The following is a 17309-nucleotide window of genomic DNA, read 5'->3' as shown; positions in this document are numbered from 1 at the left end:
TAGTAATGAAATGGCCGGGTGGGGAACAGGAAAATATATAGATGAAGACTGTGAGAATAAAGCTGGACGCTTATAACCGGTCCTGCCTATATTTATCGAACCATGTATATGAAAAATCCCGGCAGTATTCGGTGGCTTGCCTGTATTTCTCTTCTTCTGCTCTTGATTGCGGTATTTCTGACGCATATCGGGGACTATAATCTGCGGGTAACCGCCATCCTTGGAATGCCGCTTCTATTTTATCTTTTGCTTCTTCCAGGCGCGGGAATATTCGCTGCGGCCGAGAAAGTATCCTGGACACGAGTATTGGTGCGCCCCGCAAATCTGGTAACCCTTATTCGCCCGGCAGTTCTTTTAGCGGGAACATCGTTGGGGGCGCTAATTTTGGTCAAGGGTAACCCCGGAGCAACCGGTAGCATCTGGGCCTGGGCAGCATCCGTCTTGATCGGGGCCGGGTTTTCAGCGGATTTTCTGGACGGCTTTCTTGCCCGTCGGGAGACGGCGGATGAAATACATAATTTCGGGAAATTGGGCTCATGGCTGGATGCTGAATCGGATGCAATTGCCATTGCTCTCAGCGGACTTTCTTTAGTTTTGATCAGAGAAGAGTATCTCATTTTGCTATTGCCGATTTTCGCCAGGCATAGTTTCTCTCTCGTTTTTGTGCTTTTCCCGGTTCAACCCCTCTTTCCCCGGTGGTTCAGACGGGGTTCCAAAACGATAGCGGCGATTCTTCAGTTCACTCTGGCATCCATCTGGATCAGTGAACTTATTCCGCTGCCCCGCTTCGCCCCCTTTGCCGAAGGGCTCATCATTGCATCCACCTTTTTAATTATTATCAGTTTTTTCATTGAGACAGGGTTCCGGATTCAAAAAATTGCCGATCTATTGCCCCACGGACACAGGAAAGGTTTGCTGAAATCTGTTTTTGTGTACTATACATTCCCATTTTTGATTGCTCCCTTCAGATTCGTCCGGATGAGGCGACTGTATGGTGGACTTGTACCCAAAGGGGGAATGGTATTTGATGTTGGGTCTCATATCGGAAACCGAATCCCTGTTTTCCGGTCGCTTGGAGCTTCAGTACATGCCTTTGAACCCCAGCCGTCGTGCAGGGGGTTGCTGGAGCATTGGTATGGCGGGGAAGCTGGGGTTCAGCTTCATTTTTTTGCCATGGGTAAGGAGCAGGGAACTGCTCCGCTGTATATATCCAGGGAATTTCCCACCCTTACAAGTCTTGATGGTACTTGGGTGCAAAACAGAACCAAAGACTCCCTTTTCAAAGGAGTGGGCTGGGAAAAAACCGGTGATATTCATATTTCTACCCTGGAACACATGATCGGCCAATATGGTGTTCCGAATTTCATCAAGATAGATGTGGAAGGCCATGAACTTCAGGTGCTTCAGGGTTTAGACTGCGCGGTTCCCGCTCTGAGTTTTGAGTTTCTTGTGAGTGAGAGAGCTGCGGGGCTGGAATGTCTCCATCTGTTGAATAATACCGGGGAGTATGAGTTTAATTTTTCTCCAGGTGAGTCCATGCGAATGGTGTTTCGGAATTGGACCGATTTCCGGGCTATGGAAAAATATCTTGAAAATACCGAGAAAACCATCAGCGGAGATGTATATGCCCGAAAAATCTCCTGAAGGCTCTAAAAATTTTCTCAGAGCTATTGGTGTTCCTTTTGGAATGCTTGCCCTTCATTTTCTGTTATCGGGTCATCATCTTGCAGGAGGGAGCTCGGGAACGGCATGGAAAATATTGGTGCCCCCTGCTCCTTTTCTTGTTTCTTTCGGATTCATAGTCCTGCTTTTGGGGCCAGAACCGAAAGGCGTCCCGGATCGATTTCGCCGCTATCTCCTTGGAATCCCCGCTGCAGCGGGATTCGGTCTGAGCATTCTGAACAGTGCAGGTCAATGGTTTTTCAGGTTGCTGTATATGGAGGAATTTTCCCTCCTTACCGATGCCTCCCTGATTCCGGGACTGTTTTCCATGATCCTGGGCGAACCGGATATTTCGTCTGATCTGCTGAATCTTACAACCTATGCGCTGCTGAGCTCCATTCTGATACTGCTGGGGTGGTTCATTACCAGGCTGTTTTTGGAGCTTGGGGGATATTCCGTGACCCAGACTCCTGCCCCCGGGGTAACATCCGGAGGAGGGGTGCTGATTCCAGCCCTCTTCTTTCTATGTGCGGTTTTGGCATACATTTTTGTTCCGTCTACCAGGGTGCTGGCGGTTTCCCGTTCAGATACCGGTGGGTCATATATGAGATCCGTGGGTAACCGTTACTCGTCCACGGAGGAGAAGTATTCCTTCCCGGGAATCGCCGATACTGATATACATTTTTTGGTTGTTGAATCTTACGGTTCCACCTTGTTCCTGAAAGATGAGTATCGGGAAGCCATCGCCTTGTCCTATGACAGAATCGGAGACGCGCTACACAAGAGAGGTTTTCAAGTCTATTCCGGTTTTGTGCGGTCGCCGGTGTTCGGAGGAAGAAGCTGGTTGGCGGATTCAAGTCTTTTAACGGCCAGTCAAGTATCAAGCCAGAGAATGTTCGATGATATTGTCGCATCCGAAGAACCAGCTTTTCTTCTTGAACTCCTGGAATCTGCGGGGTATCACAGAATATATGCAGCTCCCGGTACATACGAATCCTGGGAGAGTTGGCGGAAAGCATTTCCTTTTGAAGAGTATTTTCTCCGTTATGATTTCGAATATGAAGGACCGTTCGTGAGCTTCGGAGCCATGCCCGATCAGTATTTTCTCGATGTTATAGGACGCCGGCTGGAACCAAACAGGAAAGAATTTGTTATGGCGCTTTTGGTGAGCTCCCATGTGCCGTTTGAGAATGTTCCCCCGTACTTTCCCGATTGGGCTTTTGATAACTTCGGCAGGGAGTACACCCGGGAAAACATACGCAGGTATGACAATAACTGGCTCAGCGGAAACGAGCTGGCGCAGGGGTATTTGGCGTCAATCGATTACAGTCTGCAATCAGCGATAGGGTTTCTCCTTGAGCATGCTTCCGATGCGGGGCTGACGATCATTATCGGCGATCACCAGCCCCGAAAACCGGTGAGCACCCCGGATGCAGGATATGCCGTACCTGTACACGTTATTCTTCGTGAAAACAGTCGGGTCAGCTTACCCGAAGAATGGGGGTTTATCCGGGGGATTGATCCGGGGATCCCGTCATACGAGGAGTGGCGCTACCCTGAAATGGCCGCCATATCCCGGTTAGTGGACGGAATACTGCACTGGCGTCCTGAAATGGAGTTTCTTTCTCCATGAAAATCTCTGAACATATATCGCCCAGACCCGCGGTCATAGTATTCGGAAACATGATTACAAATTTCGGGAATTCTCTCTATGTGGTTGGTCTTTTTATTTTCATTGCCCGGGATTTTCCCAATCCCATTTTCCTGGGATTAATCCAGGCTGCGGCTTACCTGCCGGTAGTTCTGTTCAGTTTCCAGGGCGGTGTGCGGGCGGATCGGGAAAACAGGATTCGAATAATTTCCGGAAGCGATATGTTCCGGGGTCTGGGGTTTCTCAGCGGGGCACTTCTGTTTTTCTCCGGGTTATCCATTCACCCCATGTTGATTCTTATTCCTATGGTGTTGTTTAACGCTGTTATGCAGGCACATTTCACTCCTGCCGTGATGAGCTATTTATTGGATATAAATCTATATGTGAAAGAACGGGATGAGAGGGAACCAGGTGCAACGGAACAGCATGTAGGGGACCAGGATGGAAGGAAAACGGGGACCCGGCGCAGGGGCATCTTCTCCAGACCTGATTGGTTCAGTTTGAGAACTGCAGCCGCCCACCTTGCAAGTCTGGCAGGACAGGGAGCCGGTTCGGTATTGTCCGGAATACTCGGTATGGGGTGGCTTCTTCTTATCAGCGGTGCAGGATTTCTGTTCAGCGGTGTGTGGGAGCGTGCTGGGACAGATGCGCCTCGATCCGCTGCCTTCTCATCCCATCGGGACATCGAACAGAAATCATTTTTGAGCGGGATTGGCGGGCATATGCGTCGTCTCCACGGTTTTCACCGCAGGGGTGTACCCGTGTACCTTTACCTAGGGTTACAAGGGGTCAACAGTATGCTGGTTGTGAATATGCCGTTTTTTCTGCTCAGGCGGCTGGGAGCGCCTGAGATGTACCTGGGCTTTGCCATGGCATCCCTGTTTGGCGGCAGTCTCTTGTATGCTGCGCTTGACTCGGTGATTCTTTCTGGAACCAGAGCGGCTAAGGGTGGAGCCGGGATTCCGGCACTTTTGTATGGAGTCCTTCTCTTCTTACTTTCCCTTTTCCCTGCCGGGTTTCTTGATGTGGAGGGGATTGTCCTCAGAGGGCTTATTCCAGTTCTGCTTTTAGTTGTTAGCGGCGGGCTGCTTTCTGCTGTGTATTTGAACACTCTTCGCCAACTGCACGCCAAAAGTACCGATCAGGGAAGCGCTAGGTATCTTGGGCTTCTGGAAGCAATGGGGACTGCGGTTTTGCCAGTGAGCTACCTGGTGAATTCCTTCATAGCCGGACTGCTTCCCCTTGATACTCCCTGGCTTTTGAGATCTGCCGCGGGAGTCTTGCTTGTGGGGATATTAGTCCTGGCGATACGGAGGAAAAGATCCGATTTTGGTGAAAATCATCCAGCTAGGTAGTTTTTGCCTGGAATGATGACCGGAGCTGAAAAGGAGGCTGCCGGGCTTTCAGGCATGCACCTCAAGCTCATCCCTGAGCCAGGCTGTGGCCGAGGTCTCATTGTCAAATTCCTGAATTTCCCGTTTAGAGAACATCTTGAGACTTGCGACCGTCACCTTCATCATTCCGGTGGCTCCAACTACTGCCGACTTTTTCACATACGGATTCACTTCTTTTGAAAACAGCCGCTCGTTTTTACTACGCACAGCATTCGTCTCAAATCCCTCTTCAATGACGGTGAGAATATTCACCGTATCTCCAACCCGCTTGATATCCTCCAGGCGGGTATCAAGCAATTCCTTGTGATCTTCGTCGGTCATACTGGCCGTGTAGTAAACGCTTATAATAGTCATAATGTGCATTGTACCCGGCAAATGTACTCCATGGGTAGATACTTTCGGTCATTTTCCGTCTACCCTTGCAAATTGTACTAATGTTTCGTACACTAATTAATATACTCTGCATTTTCAGTCAACATCGAACGCAAAAGATTTTAATAAAGGGAGCGTAACTAATGTCATTAGTTGAAGTGAAGGACTTGTATAAAATCTTCGGCCCCAATCCCAAGAGGGCAATTCCTCTTATCAAAGACGGGATGTCGAAGACGGATATTAAGAAAAAAACCGGATGTACTATCGCAATCAACGGTGCGTCATTCAGCATCGACAAGAAAGAAACCTTTGTGGTAATGGGGCTTTCCGGGAGCGGTAAGTCGACGTTTATCCGCTGTCTCAATAAGCTGATTAAACCCACAGCAGGAGCCATTCTGGTGGACGGCAAAGATATTATGCAAATGGACAGTGATGAGCTTCAGGAGCTTCGTCGACGAAAGATGTCCATGGTCTTCCAGAATTTCGGACTCCTGCCCCACAGAAATGTGGTGAATAACGTTGAATTCGGCCTTGAGGTAAGCGGTGTAGACAAGGATACCCGGAGACAAAAAGCTTTGGACGCTATTAAACTTGTAGGTCTCGATGGATTCGAGTTCAGCATGCCCAGAGAATTATCCGGCGGTATGCAGCAGCGGGTTGGACTTGCCAGGGCTCTTGCGAACGATCCTGAGATCCTTCTCATGGATGAAGCGTTCAGTGCACTGGACCCCCTGATCCGTACTCAGATGCAGGATGAACTTCTGGAGCTCCAGGCTAAAATGCACAAGACTATCATATTCATCACCCACGACCTTGATGAAGCGTTGAAACTGGGTGACCGCATCGCCATTCTCGGACCTGACGGCCGTGTACGGCAGATCGGAACTCCTGAGCAAATTCTTTCCGATCCCGCCGACGAATATGTGAAAAAGTTTGTTCAGAATGTGGACAGAACCAAGGTTATCACTGCGAGCTCTGTAAAACACGGATGTCCTACTCTGAATATTCAAAAGGACGGTCCCGAAGCTGCTCTTCGTCTTATGGAGAAGGAACACATTTCACATGCTTTTGTAGTGAATTCCGAAAGGGTACTCCAGGGGATCGTATCCGTTGAGGATGCAGTGGAGTTGAAGAAAAAGAAACAGAAAGATCTTACAGAAATCCTGAAACACGATGTCTATACCGCAGGACCCGATACGGCTGTTTCAGATCTGCTGGCCACTGCCCTTGAATCGAAATTCCCAATTGCAGTGATCGGGGACGATAATAAATTTCACGGAATTGTGGACCGGGCTGCGATCATTGCAGAAGTTACCAATAACGATGAAGAGGCGGAAACGCCCACAGTACTGAGTGAGGTTATGGAACAGGCCGAGCTGGACGCAGAAGCCGGTCAGGACTAAGGAGCGAAATAGATGGATAGAATACGGGAAATAATAGACATCGGAAAAGGATTTGAGACGGTTATCGACTGGCTCACGGAAAATATGGGGGGGTTCTTTGATGTAATCTCCAACCTTGTGGACGGGCTTCTCAACGGCGTGAACTGGGTGTTTCAGTTTCCTCCCCAGTTTATCATTATCATTCTGTTTACCGCACTTGCATGGTGGGTTGCCAGCAGGGGAGTTGCCATTTTTACTCTGATCGGGTTTTTGCTCATCTGGTACATGGGGTATTGGAGCGAAACCATGGATACACTCTCCCTGGTAATAACTGCGGTATTCTTCGGTTTGCTCATAGGTGTACCTTTGGGAATTTGGTCTTCCAAATCGGATTCAGTCTGGAATGTGGTACGCCCAATATTGGACTTTATGCAGACACTTCCGGCATTCGTGTATCTGATTCCTGCGGTACTGCTTTTTCGGCTGGGTCCCATCCCCGGGGTAATTGCAACACTGATTTTCTCACTCCCCCCCGCAGTTCGGCTTACCAACCTTGGTATACGGCAGGTTCCCAAGGAAATCAAAGAGGCGAGCCGGTCGTTCGGAGCTACCTCATCCCAGATGCTGTACAAGGCTGAATTGCCGGTAGCTCTGCCAACCATTATGGCTGGGGTAAACCAGACAATTATGCTTGCCCTGTCAATGGTTGTAATTTCCGGGATGATCGGTGCCGGCGGTCTGGGTAACGTAGTTCTCAAGGGTATTACTCAGCTGCGGATCGATATGGGCTTTGAAGGCGGAATCTCAATTGTTATTCTTGCCATCTTCCTGGACCGTGTGACTCAAGCCTTGAGTGATGCGTCTCAGCGACAGGAAGAGAAATAATGCACAACTGATGAAACCTATTGAAAATATCAGGAAGGCTTATCTTCCTAATTTTCCGGGCTGCCTTAATTGGGCAGCCCGTTTTTTTGGGTGAAACCGGGAAACTTATTTCTATGCAATTTTATAGAATTCTATATAGTTTATACGTCCCAACATGTTTTTTGATCCGATTTACGGGAAAACCAGGGCTAATCCGGAAAATTTCCGAAAAAAATACGTATTTTACTCAAGAAATTCCCGTCAGTTCCTTGATTTATCCCACGCAAATAGTTAGTATACTAATAATCAATCAATATTATTTCTAGGAGGAATATTGTGAGAAAGTTAATTGTGACTTTACTTATTATGGCTGTAATCATTCCCGCCGCAGCGTTTGCTGAAGGTGCTCAGGAAGGTGCAGAAGCTAAAGAGGTGAATCTCGTATACGCAAACTGGGAAGAAGGTGTGGCATGGACCCATTTCCTGGCAACTGTTCTGGAAGATGAATTTGGATACGAAGTAAACCTTACTGCTGCCGATGTCGCTCCTGCAATCTCTTCAGTAGCCGCCGGTGACCAGGACTTCTTCATGGAAGGGTGGCTTCCTACACTTCACGGTGTATATGTAGAAGGCACCGATCTTGTTGAGGTTTCCAAGATTTATGACAAAGGTATCACCGGACTAATTGTGCCCAAGTACATGGCTGATGACGGTGTTACCAAGGTCTCCGATCTTGCAAAACCCGAAGTTGTAGAAAAGCTTGGCGGTGCAATCACCGGTATTGATGCTGGTGCAGGTATGATGATTAAAACGGCTGAGGAACTGATTCCCGGTTACAACCTTGATGAAGCTGGCCTCGAACTGATTGCATCTTCCAGCCCCGCAATGATGGCAGCAATTGATGCGGCATACCAGCAAGAAGAATACATCGTAGGTATGGGTTGGCAGCCCCACTCCATGTTCGGTCGTTACGATCTTGTAATTCTCGAACAGGATGGTCCCGAGGTATTCGTTCCCGATGATATCTTCATTCTCGGTAAGCCCGGTGTAGAAGAAGAACTGCCTGTTGTATCTGCGTTCTTCGACAACGTGTACTGGACCAACGAAACCATCGGTCCCCTCATGGTGCACATTGCCGATTCCGAGCTGGACACACTTGAAGCGGCTCGCGAATGGAAGAATGAAAATCCTGACGTATGGCAGGATTGGATTCCTGAAATGTAATAGCATCTTTCCGTTGTAAAACGAAAGAGCTGTTTCAGAAGGCTGCCTGAGTACCCTCAGGCAGCCTTTTTTATTTACCCGGTAAGGGCGCACCCAATTGGGGTAAAGAAAAGAGCAGTCAATAAAGGGCTGCGTGAATTTGACCGGCCCAGTCTAACCTGCTATAACCAGTATTATGAACATAATCATAGTCGGAGCCGGAGTTGTGGGTTTTCAGGTTGCCCGTCGACTCATCGATGAAGGGAAGAATGTTACCATAATCGAGCAGCATGAGGAATCGGCTCGATACGCCGGAGCCCGGCTGGATTGTATGGTGCTCACCGGCCAGGGTAACGATCTTGAAATTCTCCGGAAAGCCGGGGCCGATAAGGCCGACTACTTTATTGCTCTCACAGGGTCCGATGAAATTAATATGATCTGCTGCTCCCTGGTTGCAGCAGAATTCCGCATTCCCAACAAGGTTGCCAGGGTAAGAAATGTTGAGTATATGCAGACTCAAATGGCTGAACAGCGCTATCTGGGGATAGATTATATGATCAATCCCGAGACTGAGGCTGCAAAAAACATTATTCAGCAATTGGATACCGGTGCTCGTAACTATGTTATGGTTTTCGAAAATCTGGATATTCAGATTCAACGATTTGTTGTGTCTTCCCGCTCCCCATTTTCCAATATGGTTGTCCATAAACTGCCTTCTCTTCTTCCCCTTCCCTTTATTGTCCCTGTTATACAGCGGGATGAACAGATCATTATTCCCGATGGATCAACCATGATTCTTGAGGGAGATGAAATGTATATCGCTGCTAAAGAAGCCGACTTTAAAAAAATCCATCAATTTCTTGGAGAGAAGCAGGAAATCCTGAAGCGCGTTCTGGTGGTTGGCGGCGGATCTATCGGCAGAATGGTGCTCCATCATCTTATGGGAAATGAATTACAGGAGCAGAGCTTTTTCCGGCGCTTCACTCGGATGGTTCGGAGGAAGAATGCCCGCTCTGTAAGAGTGGTGGAGCGGGATTATCAGAAGTGTAAACAGATCAGTGAACGTTATCCTGATGCATTGGTAATTAATGCGGATATTAGCGAAGAAGATATTTTTGAAGAAGAACAACTGAATGAGTGTGATCTCCTTATTACTGCAACGGAAAACCCTGAACTGAATATTGTTGCCGGATTGTATGCCCGGAAAATCGGAATCGACCGTGCGATCACCCTGGTGCGATCGGAAAATTATGCACACATTGCAAGCGAATTGGGAATCAACGTGATTGTCAGTCTTAAGGATACGGTTGTGAACTCAATTCTTAAATATCTTTTAAAAGGCAATGTAACCAGTATTCAGACCGCAGCCAGAGGGAAGATAGATTTTCTTGAACTCCAAGTGGAACCCGAAAGTCAAATTGTGGGTAAAACACTCCGGGAGATCAGGTTCCCACCAGAAACGCTTTTACTGTATATCAACCGGGAAAAACAGACCTTTATCCCCGACGGTGACGCCATGGTGCAAGCCAACGATCATGTTCTCATACTTGCACGGAAAGAGTTCGTTCCTCGGATTGAGGATCTGGTAACGGCCTCATTCCGTGGCCAATAGGAGGCAATCGTGAAGGGCTTTGCCATTACCCGGGCCTTGGCTGCAATCTTGGGAATTGTGGGATTATTCATGCTCACACCGGTAATTGTGGCCCTGTTCGACTCCACACCGGAATTTATCATGAGTTTTTTTATCCCTTCCATGGCGTCCTTGGGCATCTCTGCAGGAGTGCTGTGGCTTACCTGGAGCTACCGGGGAGACATTAACCCTCGCAGCGGCTTTCTCCTCGTGAGTCTCGGCTGGATTCTTGTTAGTGCAGTTGGGGCCGTTCCCTTTGTTCTGGGAGGAGCCATTCACTCCTATACCGATGCTTTTTTCGAAACAATGAGCGGGTTTACCACAACCGGAGCATCCATTCTTACTGAAATTGAATCCATGCCACGGCCGTTTCTGTTCTGGAGAAGTCTTACCCATTGGCTGGGAGGCATGGGAATTGTAGTGCTCGCAGTAGCACTATTTCCTTTGTTGGGCATCGGGGGCTTACAGCTTATGAAGGCTGAAGCACCCGGGCCCGATGTTGACCGCCTCACATCAAGAATTACCGGTACGGCGAAAATTCTCTGGATGATTTATGTGGGCATGACCGTTCTTGAAACCCTGCTTCTCATGTTTGGAGGTATGAGCGTATTTGATGCCCTCACCCATACATTCGGGACATTGGCCACGGGTGGTTTCAGCTCGAAGAACGCCAGTGTAGGCCATTATGACAGTCCGTACCTTCAAAATGTAATCACCGTTTTCATGGTTCTTGCGGGTACGAATTTTATTATGCATTACCGGCTGCTTACGGGCAGATTCAGGCTGCTTTGGAAAAATTCGGAATTGAAGGCGTATCTTGGGATTTTCCTTGTCACCATGCTTGTTATGGGTTTTAACCTTTTTCGTGAAGGTGTGTATCCGGACCTTGCAACCAGTCTTCGGTATTCAGGGTTTCAAACCGCAAGTATTCTCACCACTACCGGCTATGCAACCGCAGACTTCGCTCTCTGGCCGGGGTTGAGTCAGGCTCTGCTGTTCGCCATGATGTTTATTGGCGGAAGCGCCGGATCAACCGGCGGGGGTGTGAAGGTTGTGCGGATTGTCTCTCTCCTGAAGCAGGGATTTACCGAAATGAAATATTTACTGCATCCCCGAAGTGTGTTCACCGTTAAGCTCAACGGCAGCCGTTTGAGAAAATCGGTAGTGTATACCATTACCGGCTTTATCATTCTCTATATGTTTTTTCTCATTCTTACCACCGTGGTAGTGGCAACCGACGGAAAGAGCCTTCTTACCAGCTTTTCCACGGCATTGGCAACCTTGGGGAACATAGGGCCGGGTTTTGACGGTATCGGTCCCACGGAAAATTACTCATCATTTTCGCCGGGCATAAAGTGGTTTTTATCGTTCATTATGATGCTGGGAAGGTTGGAAATATACACAGTATTGGTGCTCTTTTCTCCGCAATTCTGGAAACGCTGAGGCATCAGTGTTTCCCCTATTCTTCCTGACCTTCCCCTGGTGGTATGAGGGAGAGTTCAGCAAGCTCCTCTCCATGTTGGTTAACGAACCACATTTGGTCTCCCCGAATCTTCCAGTTTCTTGTATTTATCAGGACCTTTTTGAGCTGCTCTTCCGCAGCCATATCGGGGCATGCCATGAGGGTTGATGCAGGGGGGGTGAAGTTCAGGTCTCCCTCGGAGCTGACTGCATATTCTCCAATAAGCGTGTTGCACCCGGCTTTAGCAGCATATCTGAATCCTTCAGATGAAAATGAAATGAAGAAACCTGCCTCTACTTCAGTCTGGTAGCTTTTCCACACCCCTTCAACGTTCAGTTTCTGAAGCCTCCAACGGGAATTCTGCAGAGAGGTGGAGGATTTTTCCAACAGATACAGCCCCGGGAATCCGGTTGAAATTTCAGAACCGTCATTATTTATAATATGGAGGCCGATAGCGGTATTCCTTAGCCGGATTTGTCGGGAATCCTGGTCGAAGAATAGCATGAGCTGATTTTCTTCTCTGGCTTCCCATGTGCCTCTGCCAAAAAATTCCGAATTTTCTCTATCGAGATAAATTTCTCTGAGGAAAAAGACTCCGGAATCGGATATTTCTAAAATAGTGAGAATACCCGGGCAGTCTGCACAGGGAAGTACGCCGGAATACCTGCCGGAGAAATTTTCCGAAGCATGATCCGGTTCGACAATACGGAAGGTAGCGGTCCTGCAGGAAGCGAGCAGGAAAGCAGTAAATACCAGGACCGCGATCAACAGGAAAGATTTTCTGAGTGTATTTTCATTATACATTTGCTGCTCCCGTACTCTGCAAGGTGTTTTTGGTTTATCTATCGGCAATGTGAAAAGTACCCCGATGATGCAGAGGTTACAACTATAATGGAAATGCTTGAGTTGGATGAATGCCAACATGGTTGTATACTGCATGCTCGGAGCAGATGATCGCCGAAAAGACTATGGACACTAAACATGTGAAAACGGGGAGGAAAGGATGAAAATCAACATGAACAAGGCCGGTTCGTTTATCCGTCAAACTCTTGGAATTATTGTAGGAAGTTTGATTTTCGGCATCGCCCTTTCATGGTTCCTGCTCCCGTATAAAATCGCACCGGGAGGTGTGGGAGGCTTGAGTCAGATCTTCTTCCATTTATTCGGCTGGAACGCAGGTTTTGTAATGATGATGATGAACATACCGCTGTGGATCCTGGGAATCTGGCTTGTTGGCAGACAATTCGGCCTGGGGACCTTTGTCGGATTTTTCATGAGCAGTGCCATGACCGACCTGGTTTCTCCAAGGAAGCTGTATGAATTGGGTATCCTCACCGAGATGATTGAGCGTTACAACACTGTTGATGGAGTCATGAAGGCCAGCACCGAATGGGCCATGACAGATGACATATTTTTAGCGGCAATTGCAGGATCTATGTTACTCGGGGTCGGCCTTGGGCTGATTTTTAAGTCAAAGGCATCCACAGGGGGAACAGATGTACCTGTGGCGGTGATGAAAAAGTATTTGGGAATTTCGATCGGAAACGGCTACCTGATCATAGAAACCCTCATAATTCTGATAATCGGCCTGGTATTTTCGAATCTCAATATTATTATCTGGAGCTACTTCGGCTTGTATCTATCGGCCAAATTCACCGATATGGTAACCGAAGGTATTTCCAGGGTAAAAACTGCCACAATCATATGCTCCGATACCGATGCCGAGGAGAGAATCAAAAACCGGATCTATAATGAGCTGGACAGAGGGGTAACCTTTCTAAGTGGCCGGGGCAGCTGGTCGGGTTCTGAAAAGAACCTGATTTTTGTGGCATTCGGAATCCAGCAGGCATCAACGTTAAAATCTATTGCCCACCAGGAAGATCCTAATGTGTTTATGATAATGAATGATGTGCGAGATGTAATCGGTTTCGGTTTTAAAAGTCGGGAGATTAATTTCGGTGACTGAATCCACAGATAGTCGGGGGATGAACTTCCTGGGAAATATCATCCCCTCGAATGAGTGTGTCCGGAGTTTCTCGAGGATCAGTTGGCTTCAAGAACTGCACTGAGAAACTCTGCAGTCCGTTCTTCTTTCGGATTGGAGAAGATCTCTTCGGGTGCACCCTGTTCAACAATGCTTCCGTTATAAAAGAAACATACCCTATCGGAAATCTCTCTGGCGAAACCCATCTGATGGGTGACCATAAGCATAGTGAGATCATGCTTAACCTTAAGTTTACGGATTACCTGAGTAACCTCGCCGATTACTTCCGGGTCAAGCGCTGAGGTTACTTCATCAAACAGCATCACCTTGGGGCGCATGGCAAGGGCCCGGGCTATAGCAACCCGCTGCTGCTGCCCACCGGACAGCCTGGCGGGGTACTGGTCAATTTTATCATCCAACCCCACCATCTCCAGCAGTTCCACAGCCCGTTCTGCGGCATCCTTTTTGGATAGTCCCAGAACCTGAATCGGTGCTTCGATACAGTTCTCCAGGGCGGTCATATGAGGAAATAAATTGAATTGCTGAAACACCATTCCGATATCTTTTCGAACTTCCCGCGTATATGATTTGTTTGCTCGGATGAGCTGCCCGTCCTTCTCCATGTGAGTGAGGGGGCGTCCGTCCACATAAATTACACCTTCATTGATCTGTTCCAGTGTCATGAGCATTCGTAAAACTGTTGTTTTGCCCGAACCTGAAGGGCCGATAATGGTGACCATTTCATTAGCCTGCACATCCAGCTCCAGGGAATCCAGAACTGTGAGGTCACCATAGCGTTTGGTCACTTTATCGAAACGCACCATGGGCGTGGTTTCTCCAGTCAATTGAAGGGGAAAGTGTTGATCACTCATTGTTGTCATCCTTTTGATGTATTTTTTTCATACCCAGCGATACTCGAATTTTATCTTCTAAATTCCGAAAAAGGAACGCGGTGGGGATTGAAATACTCAGGAAGAGAATTCCAACCAGGGTATATGGTTCGAGAAAGCGGTAGGTTTCGGCACCGATTGATGTTGCCGCATGCATCAGCTCGGTCACACCGATCACCGAAAGCATTGGTGTATCTTTAAAAATACCGACCAGGTAGTTCCCCATGCCCGGTATGATGGTCGGAATAGCTTGAGGGATGATGATCTTTGAATATGTGCGGTGAACGCTCAGGTCCAGAGCCTTGCAGGCCTCCCATTGACCCCGGGGCACAGAATTGAGCCCGGCCCGATATACTTCTGACATGTAGCTGGCGTAATGCAGCCCTATAGCGATCATACCTGCAGTCCAGGGGCTGAGCCGAATACCGAATTGCGGGCCCACATAAAACACAAAAAATATCTGTAGAACCAATGGGGTGGATCTGATGAATTCCACAACCTCACGGACAATTATGGTCAGACTCCGCACGGGAGTTCGTTGTGCAAGGGCGAATACCAGCCCAACAACCAATGCTATCAGATAGCCGAAACCTGCGGCCATAAGGGTATTCAGGGTGGCTTCCAGGAGCCGTGGTAATATTTCTATGGTAAAATTCCAATTCCAGTCAAACATGATCAGCTCCTGCTGAGTTTTTTGGATAGTTTTCTTTCCAATCCGCGCATGCCCGGAGTAATAAGAAAGCGGGCATATATATAGTAAATTATTAAAGCGGTTCCGAATGCTTCGGCTGAAAGAAAGGTGCTGGCGTTAATCTGCTTGGATTCAAACATCAGATCAGGTACGGAGATTAATGCAACAAGGGCCGTTGCTTTCAGCAGTTCAATGAGAAGGTTTCCCCAGGGAGGCAGCATGTTCCGCAAGGCCTGAGGGAGAATGATTCTCCTCAACCGCTGAGAGGGGGTGAGATTCAATGCAATTGCCGCTTCGTGTTGTCCCTTGGGAACAGACTGAATGCCTCCGCGGACAAGCTCCGCACCGTAGGCCCCCAGATTCATTCCCAGTGCGATATAGCCCGCAGTCATCTTGCTAAGTGAGATTCCGAAAAGCGGAAGGACAAAAAAGATCCAATACAGCTGTACCAGTAAAGATGTTCCCCGAAAGACCTCAATGTAGGTGGAGCTGAGCCATTTCAGCGGTTTAATGGGTGACATCTTCAAAATAGCCGCAACAAGAGCGATAACGATTGCCAATAGAGCTCCGAGAACGGTCTGTTGAAGGGTTACAACGGCGCCGTTGAGGAAGCGCGGGCCATAAGTCTGAATAAATTCAATATATGTTTCCATGGAAAACTTCTTATCTGAAGGGCTGTGCGAAAACAGAAACCCGGCCGAAGCCGGGTTTCCGTACCGAAAAGGAAAATACGTCTGAACTGTTGTTATTCAAGACGCTGAACAACCTCTTCAGTGGTTATATCCCCGGGGAGCTGGGCTTCTGAATAGCCGTATTCAGCTACGTTTTCCATCATTTCGGGCGAACCCATGTATTCAGCGAGGGCTTCATTGAACGCCTTTAGGAACTCGGTATCGGATTTCCTGAAGCCGATACCGGCCCAATTAAACGTCCAATCCGGATTCTTCCGGGGATCGGTAACTTCTACTTCACCGTTGCTTTCTTCGGCGAGATAGAGTGAACTGAAATAGGTCCCAGCCCCGGCGTATGCCCGTCCGGAGCGTACCGCTGCGAGAATCTCAGAGTTTCCAGGTACGGTAATAACATTTTCATCGGGAATGCCCACGGTCTTTGCATGCTCAACACTGCTGTAGCCTGAGCCGGTAACCATGGTAACGCCGCTCTCCCGGATATCATCATAGCTTTCAATTCCTTCGGGGTTGCCTGCGGGAACGATAAAACTCTCCCCGAATACGCCGATGGGTTCGGAGAAGTTTACATTTTCAGCACGGCTGGGAAGAATGTACATTCCGCCGGTTATAATGTCGAATCTATTGGCCTTCAGTCCGGGAATCAGTCCCCCCCATTCGGTAACCACCGGTTCAATATTGGTGTATCCCATGCTTTCAAGGATATCCAGGGTAATCTGATTTACAAAACCCAGTGGATTCTGGTTATCTCCCGGGTAGGCCCATGGTACTTCATTGGCAAATCCGATGCGGATGCTTTTTCCATCCTCAATTCTTTCCATGAGAAGATCCTGTGAACCGCCCTCTGCCTGAGGTCCGGCGAAAACTGCTGCGGTTGAAACAAGAAGAACCAGCATAACTGCAGGCATACGTCTAATCAGCTTTGAGATATCCATGATATCCCTCCTTAAAATGAGATTAACGTATGCTTCGATTTGACACATTAATATGAAACAGCGCAAAGAAAGATTCAGTTCTCACCGGATCTAACCATCGAAATCCCCATGTCTCCGGAAAAAACCTGTCTTCACGGACGTATTATGATTTCGATACAGCACAACCGGCAATTTCGGTGCCGGCTGTAAACGGCTCGACCTCAAGAAGATCGGGCACATATATGAACTGAAGCGAATTCGGCTCATACAGCTGCAGACACTGCGAGATCATACGCTGTATGAAATCGAAGCATGCTGTATCATCATACGCAAAGGGGGGAAATATGGCAAGCAAAATATACAGTACACTAAATATTTCCACCATTTATGGTTTGGGCACCTCTCAAAACCCGGATTAATTGGCAAAGAGTGCGTTAGCTGGTAAAATTTCCTATCGGTTTTTGATAGGAGTTTGAAATGATGATGAATCAGCCTGGTTTTTTTGATTTTGAACAGCGGAT

At 48.1% G+C, this 17309-nt stretch carries 15 protein-coding genes; 9 read left to right on the top strand and 6 right to left on the bottom strand.

Going from position 1 to position 17309, the window contains the following annotated elements:
* Positions 1-102: 102 nt before the first annotated feature.
* From AC52PS_RS01230 to AC52PS_RS01220, 3 genes are read left to right on the top strand one after another with little or no spacing between them, the layout of a single operon-like run.
* Positions 103-1644 carry an FkbM family methyltransferase gene (locus AC52PS_RS01230; protein WP_495561207.1) on the top strand — a complete coding sequence of 514 codons (1542 nt, stop codon included), beginning with the start codon at positions 103-105 and terminating at the stop codon, positions 1642-1644.
* The gene (locus tag AC52PS_RS01225) at positions 1625-3295 is read left to right on the top strand and encodes an alkaline phosphatase family protein (RefSeq protein ID WP_495561206.1); all 1671 of its coding nucleotides are present in this window, start codon (positions 1625-1627) and stop codon (positions 3293-3295) included. Before AC52PS_RS01230 ends, AC52PS_RS01225 begins: the two co-directional genes overlap by 20 nt.
* Positions 3296-3345: 50 nt before the next feature.
* The gene (locus AC52PS_RS01220) at positions 3346-4668 is read left to right on the top strand and encodes an MFS transporter (RefSeq protein WP_495561205.1); all 1323 of its coding nucleotides are present in this window, start codon (positions 3346-3348) and stop codon (positions 4666-4668) included.
* Between the two features lie 48 nt (positions 4669-4716).
* Here the strand turns inward: AC52PS_RS01220 and AC52PS_RS01215 are convergent, their stop codons facing one another.
* Positions 4717-5061 carry a SpoIIAA family protein gene (locus tag AC52PS_RS01215; RefSeq protein ID WP_495561204.1) on the bottom strand — a complete coding sequence of 115 codons (345 nt, stop codon included), beginning with the start codon at positions 5059-5061 and terminating at the stop codon, positions 4717-4719.
* Between the two features lie 161 nt (positions 5062-5222).
* Here AC52PS_RS01215 and AC52PS_RS01210 point away from each other — a divergent pair, with 161 nt between their 5' ends.
* The 5 genes from AC52PS_RS01210 (at position 5223) to AC52PS_RS01190 (ending at position 11601) form a co-directional block, all read left to right on the top strand.
* Positions 5223-6482 (top strand): quaternary amine ABC transporter ATP-binding protein, encoded by a 1260-nt coding sequence (locus AC52PS_RS01210; protein WP_495561203.1) that lies wholly within the window; start codon positions 5223-5225, stop codon positions 6480-6482.
* 12 nt (positions 6483-6494) lie between these two features.
* Positions 6495-7346 carry an ABC transporter permease gene (locus AC52PS_RS01205; RefSeq protein WP_495561202.1) on the top strand — a complete coding sequence of 284 codons (852 nt, stop codon included), beginning with the start codon at positions 6495-6497 and terminating at the stop codon, positions 7344-7346.
* A 315-nt stretch (positions 7347-7661) separates the two neighbouring features.
* Positions 7662-8549 (top strand): glycine betaine ABC transporter substrate-binding protein, encoded by an 888-nt coding sequence (locus AC52PS_RS01200; RefSeq protein ID WP_495561201.1) that lies wholly within the window; start codon positions 7662-7664, stop codon positions 8547-8549.
* A gap of 175 nt (positions 8550-8724) precedes the next feature.
* Entirely contained in the window at positions 8725-10140 is a 1416-nt protein-coding gene (gene trkA, locus AC52PS_RS01195; RefSeq protein ID WP_495561200.1) for a Trk system potassium transporter TrkA, read from the top strand.
* Positions 10141-10149: 9 nt separating this feature from the next.
* Positions 10150-11601: a TrkH family potassium uptake protein gene (locus tag AC52PS_RS01190; RefSeq protein ID WP_495561199.1), complete on the top strand. Its 1452-nt coding sequence runs from the start codon at positions 10150-10152 to the stop codon at positions 11599-11601.
* A gap of 16 nt (positions 11602-11617) precedes the next feature.
* Here the strand turns inward: AC52PS_RS01190 and AC52PS_RS01185 are convergent, their stop codons facing one another.
* The gene (locus tag AC52PS_RS01185; protein WP_495561198.1) at positions 11618-12424 is read right to left on the bottom strand and encodes an META domain-containing protein; all 807 of its coding nucleotides are present in this window, start codon (positions 12422-12424) and stop codon (positions 11618-11620) included.
* A 199-nt stretch (positions 12425-12623) separates the two neighbouring features.
* Here AC52PS_RS01185 and AC52PS_RS01180 point away from each other — a divergent pair, with 199 nt between their 5' ends.
* The gene (locus tag AC52PS_RS01180) at positions 12624-13586 is read left to right on the top strand and encodes a YitT family protein (RefSeq protein ID WP_495561197.1); all 963 of its coding nucleotides are present in this window, start codon (positions 12624-12626) and stop codon (positions 13584-13586) included.
* A 77-nt stretch (positions 13587-13663) separates the two neighbouring features.
* On the opposite strand, the gene ehuA is transcribed toward AC52PS_RS01180, so the two are convergent.
* The 4 genes from ehuA to AC52PS_RS01160 form a co-directional block, all read right to left on the bottom strand.
* Positions 13664-14476 carry an ectoine/hydroxyectoine ABC transporter ATP-binding protein EhuA gene (gene ehuA, locus AC52PS_RS01175; RefSeq protein ID WP_495561196.1) on the bottom strand — a complete coding sequence of 271 codons (813 nt, stop codon included), beginning with the start codon at positions 14474-14476 and terminating at the stop codon, positions 13664-13666.
* On the bottom strand, positions 14469-15167 hold the full coding sequence (gene ehuD / locus AC52PS_RS01170; protein WP_495561195.1) for an ectoine/hydroxyectoine ABC transporter permease subunit EhuD: 699 nt from the start codon (positions 15165-15167) through the stop codon (positions 14469-14471). The genes ehuA and ehuD overlap by 8 nt, the downstream gene beginning before the upstream one ends.
* 2 nt (positions 15168-15169) lie before the next feature.
* Entirely contained in the window at positions 15170-15838 is a 669-nt protein-coding gene (gene ehuC, locus AC52PS_RS01165) for an ectoine/hydroxyectoine ABC transporter permease subunit EhuC (RefSeq protein ID WP_495561194.1), read from the bottom strand.
* Between the two features lie 92 nt (positions 15839-15930).
* Positions 15931-16809 carry a transporter substrate-binding domain-containing protein gene (locus tag AC52PS_RS01160; RefSeq protein WP_495561193.1) on the bottom strand — a complete coding sequence of 293 codons (879 nt, stop codon included), beginning with the start codon at positions 16807-16809 and terminating at the stop codon, positions 15931-15933.
* Between the last annotated feature and the right edge of the window lie 500 nt (positions 16810-17309).

This window comes from Salinispira sp. (assembly GCF_059431795.1).
The sequence above is the reverse complement of the archived record's forward strand: the minus strand, read 5'-3'. Positions and strand labels throughout refer to the sequence as shown.

What these genes read in the sequence shown, in the direction of transcription:
- AC52PS_RS01230 (WP_495561207.1), top strand. Translation starts at nt 103, where the DNA reads ATGTATATGAAAAATCCCGGCAGTATTCGGTGGCTTGCCTGTATTTCT.
- AC52PS_RS01225 (WP_495561206.1), top strand. Translation starts at nt 1,625, where the DNA reads ATGCCCGAAAAATCTCCTGAAGGCTCTAAAAATTTTCTCAGAGCTATT.
- AC52PS_RS01220 (WP_495561205.1), top strand. Translation starts at nt 3,346, where the DNA reads ATGATTACAAATTTCGGGAATTCTCTCTATGTGGTTGGTCTTTTTATT.
- AC52PS_RS01215 (WP_495561204.1), bottom strand. Translation starts at nt 5,061, where the DNA reads ATGACTATTATAAGCGTTTACTACACGGCCAGTATGACCGACGAAGAT.
- AC52PS_RS01210 (WP_495561203.1), top strand. Translation starts at nt 5,223, where the DNA reads ATGTCATTAGTTGAAGTGAAGGACTTGTATAAAATCTTCGGCCCCAAT.
- AC52PS_RS01205 (WP_495561202.1), top strand. Translation starts at nt 6,495, where the DNA reads ATGGATAGAATACGGGAAATAATAGACATCGGAAAAGGATTTGAGACG.
- trkA (WP_495561200.1), top strand. Translation starts at nt 8,725, where the DNA reads ATGAACATAATCATAGTCGGAGCCGGAGTTGTGGGTTTTCAGGTTGCC.
- AC52PS_RS01185 (WP_495561198.1), bottom strand. Translation starts at nt 12,424, where the DNA reads ATGTATAATGAAAATACACTCAGAAAATCTTTCCTGTTGATCGCGGTC.
- AC52PS_RS01180 (WP_495561197.1), top strand. Translation starts at nt 12,624, where the DNA reads ATGAAAATCAACATGAACAAGGCCGGTTCGTTTATCCGTCAAACTCTT.
- ehuA (WP_495561196.1), bottom strand. Translation starts at nt 14,476, where the DNA reads ATGAGTGATCAACACTTTCCCCTTCAATTGACTGGAGAAACCACGCCC.
- ehuD (WP_495561195.1), bottom strand. Translation starts at nt 15,167, where the DNA reads ATGTTTGACTGGAATTGGAATTTTACCATAGAAATATTACCACGGCTC.
- ehuC (WP_495561194.1), bottom strand. Translation starts at nt 15,838, where the DNA reads ATGGAAACATATATTGAATTTATTCAGACTTATGGCCCGCGCTTCCTC.
- AC52PS_RS01160 (WP_495561193.1), bottom strand. Translation starts at nt 16,809, where the DNA reads ATGGATATCTCAAAGCTGATTAGACGTATGCCTGCAGTTATGCTGGTT.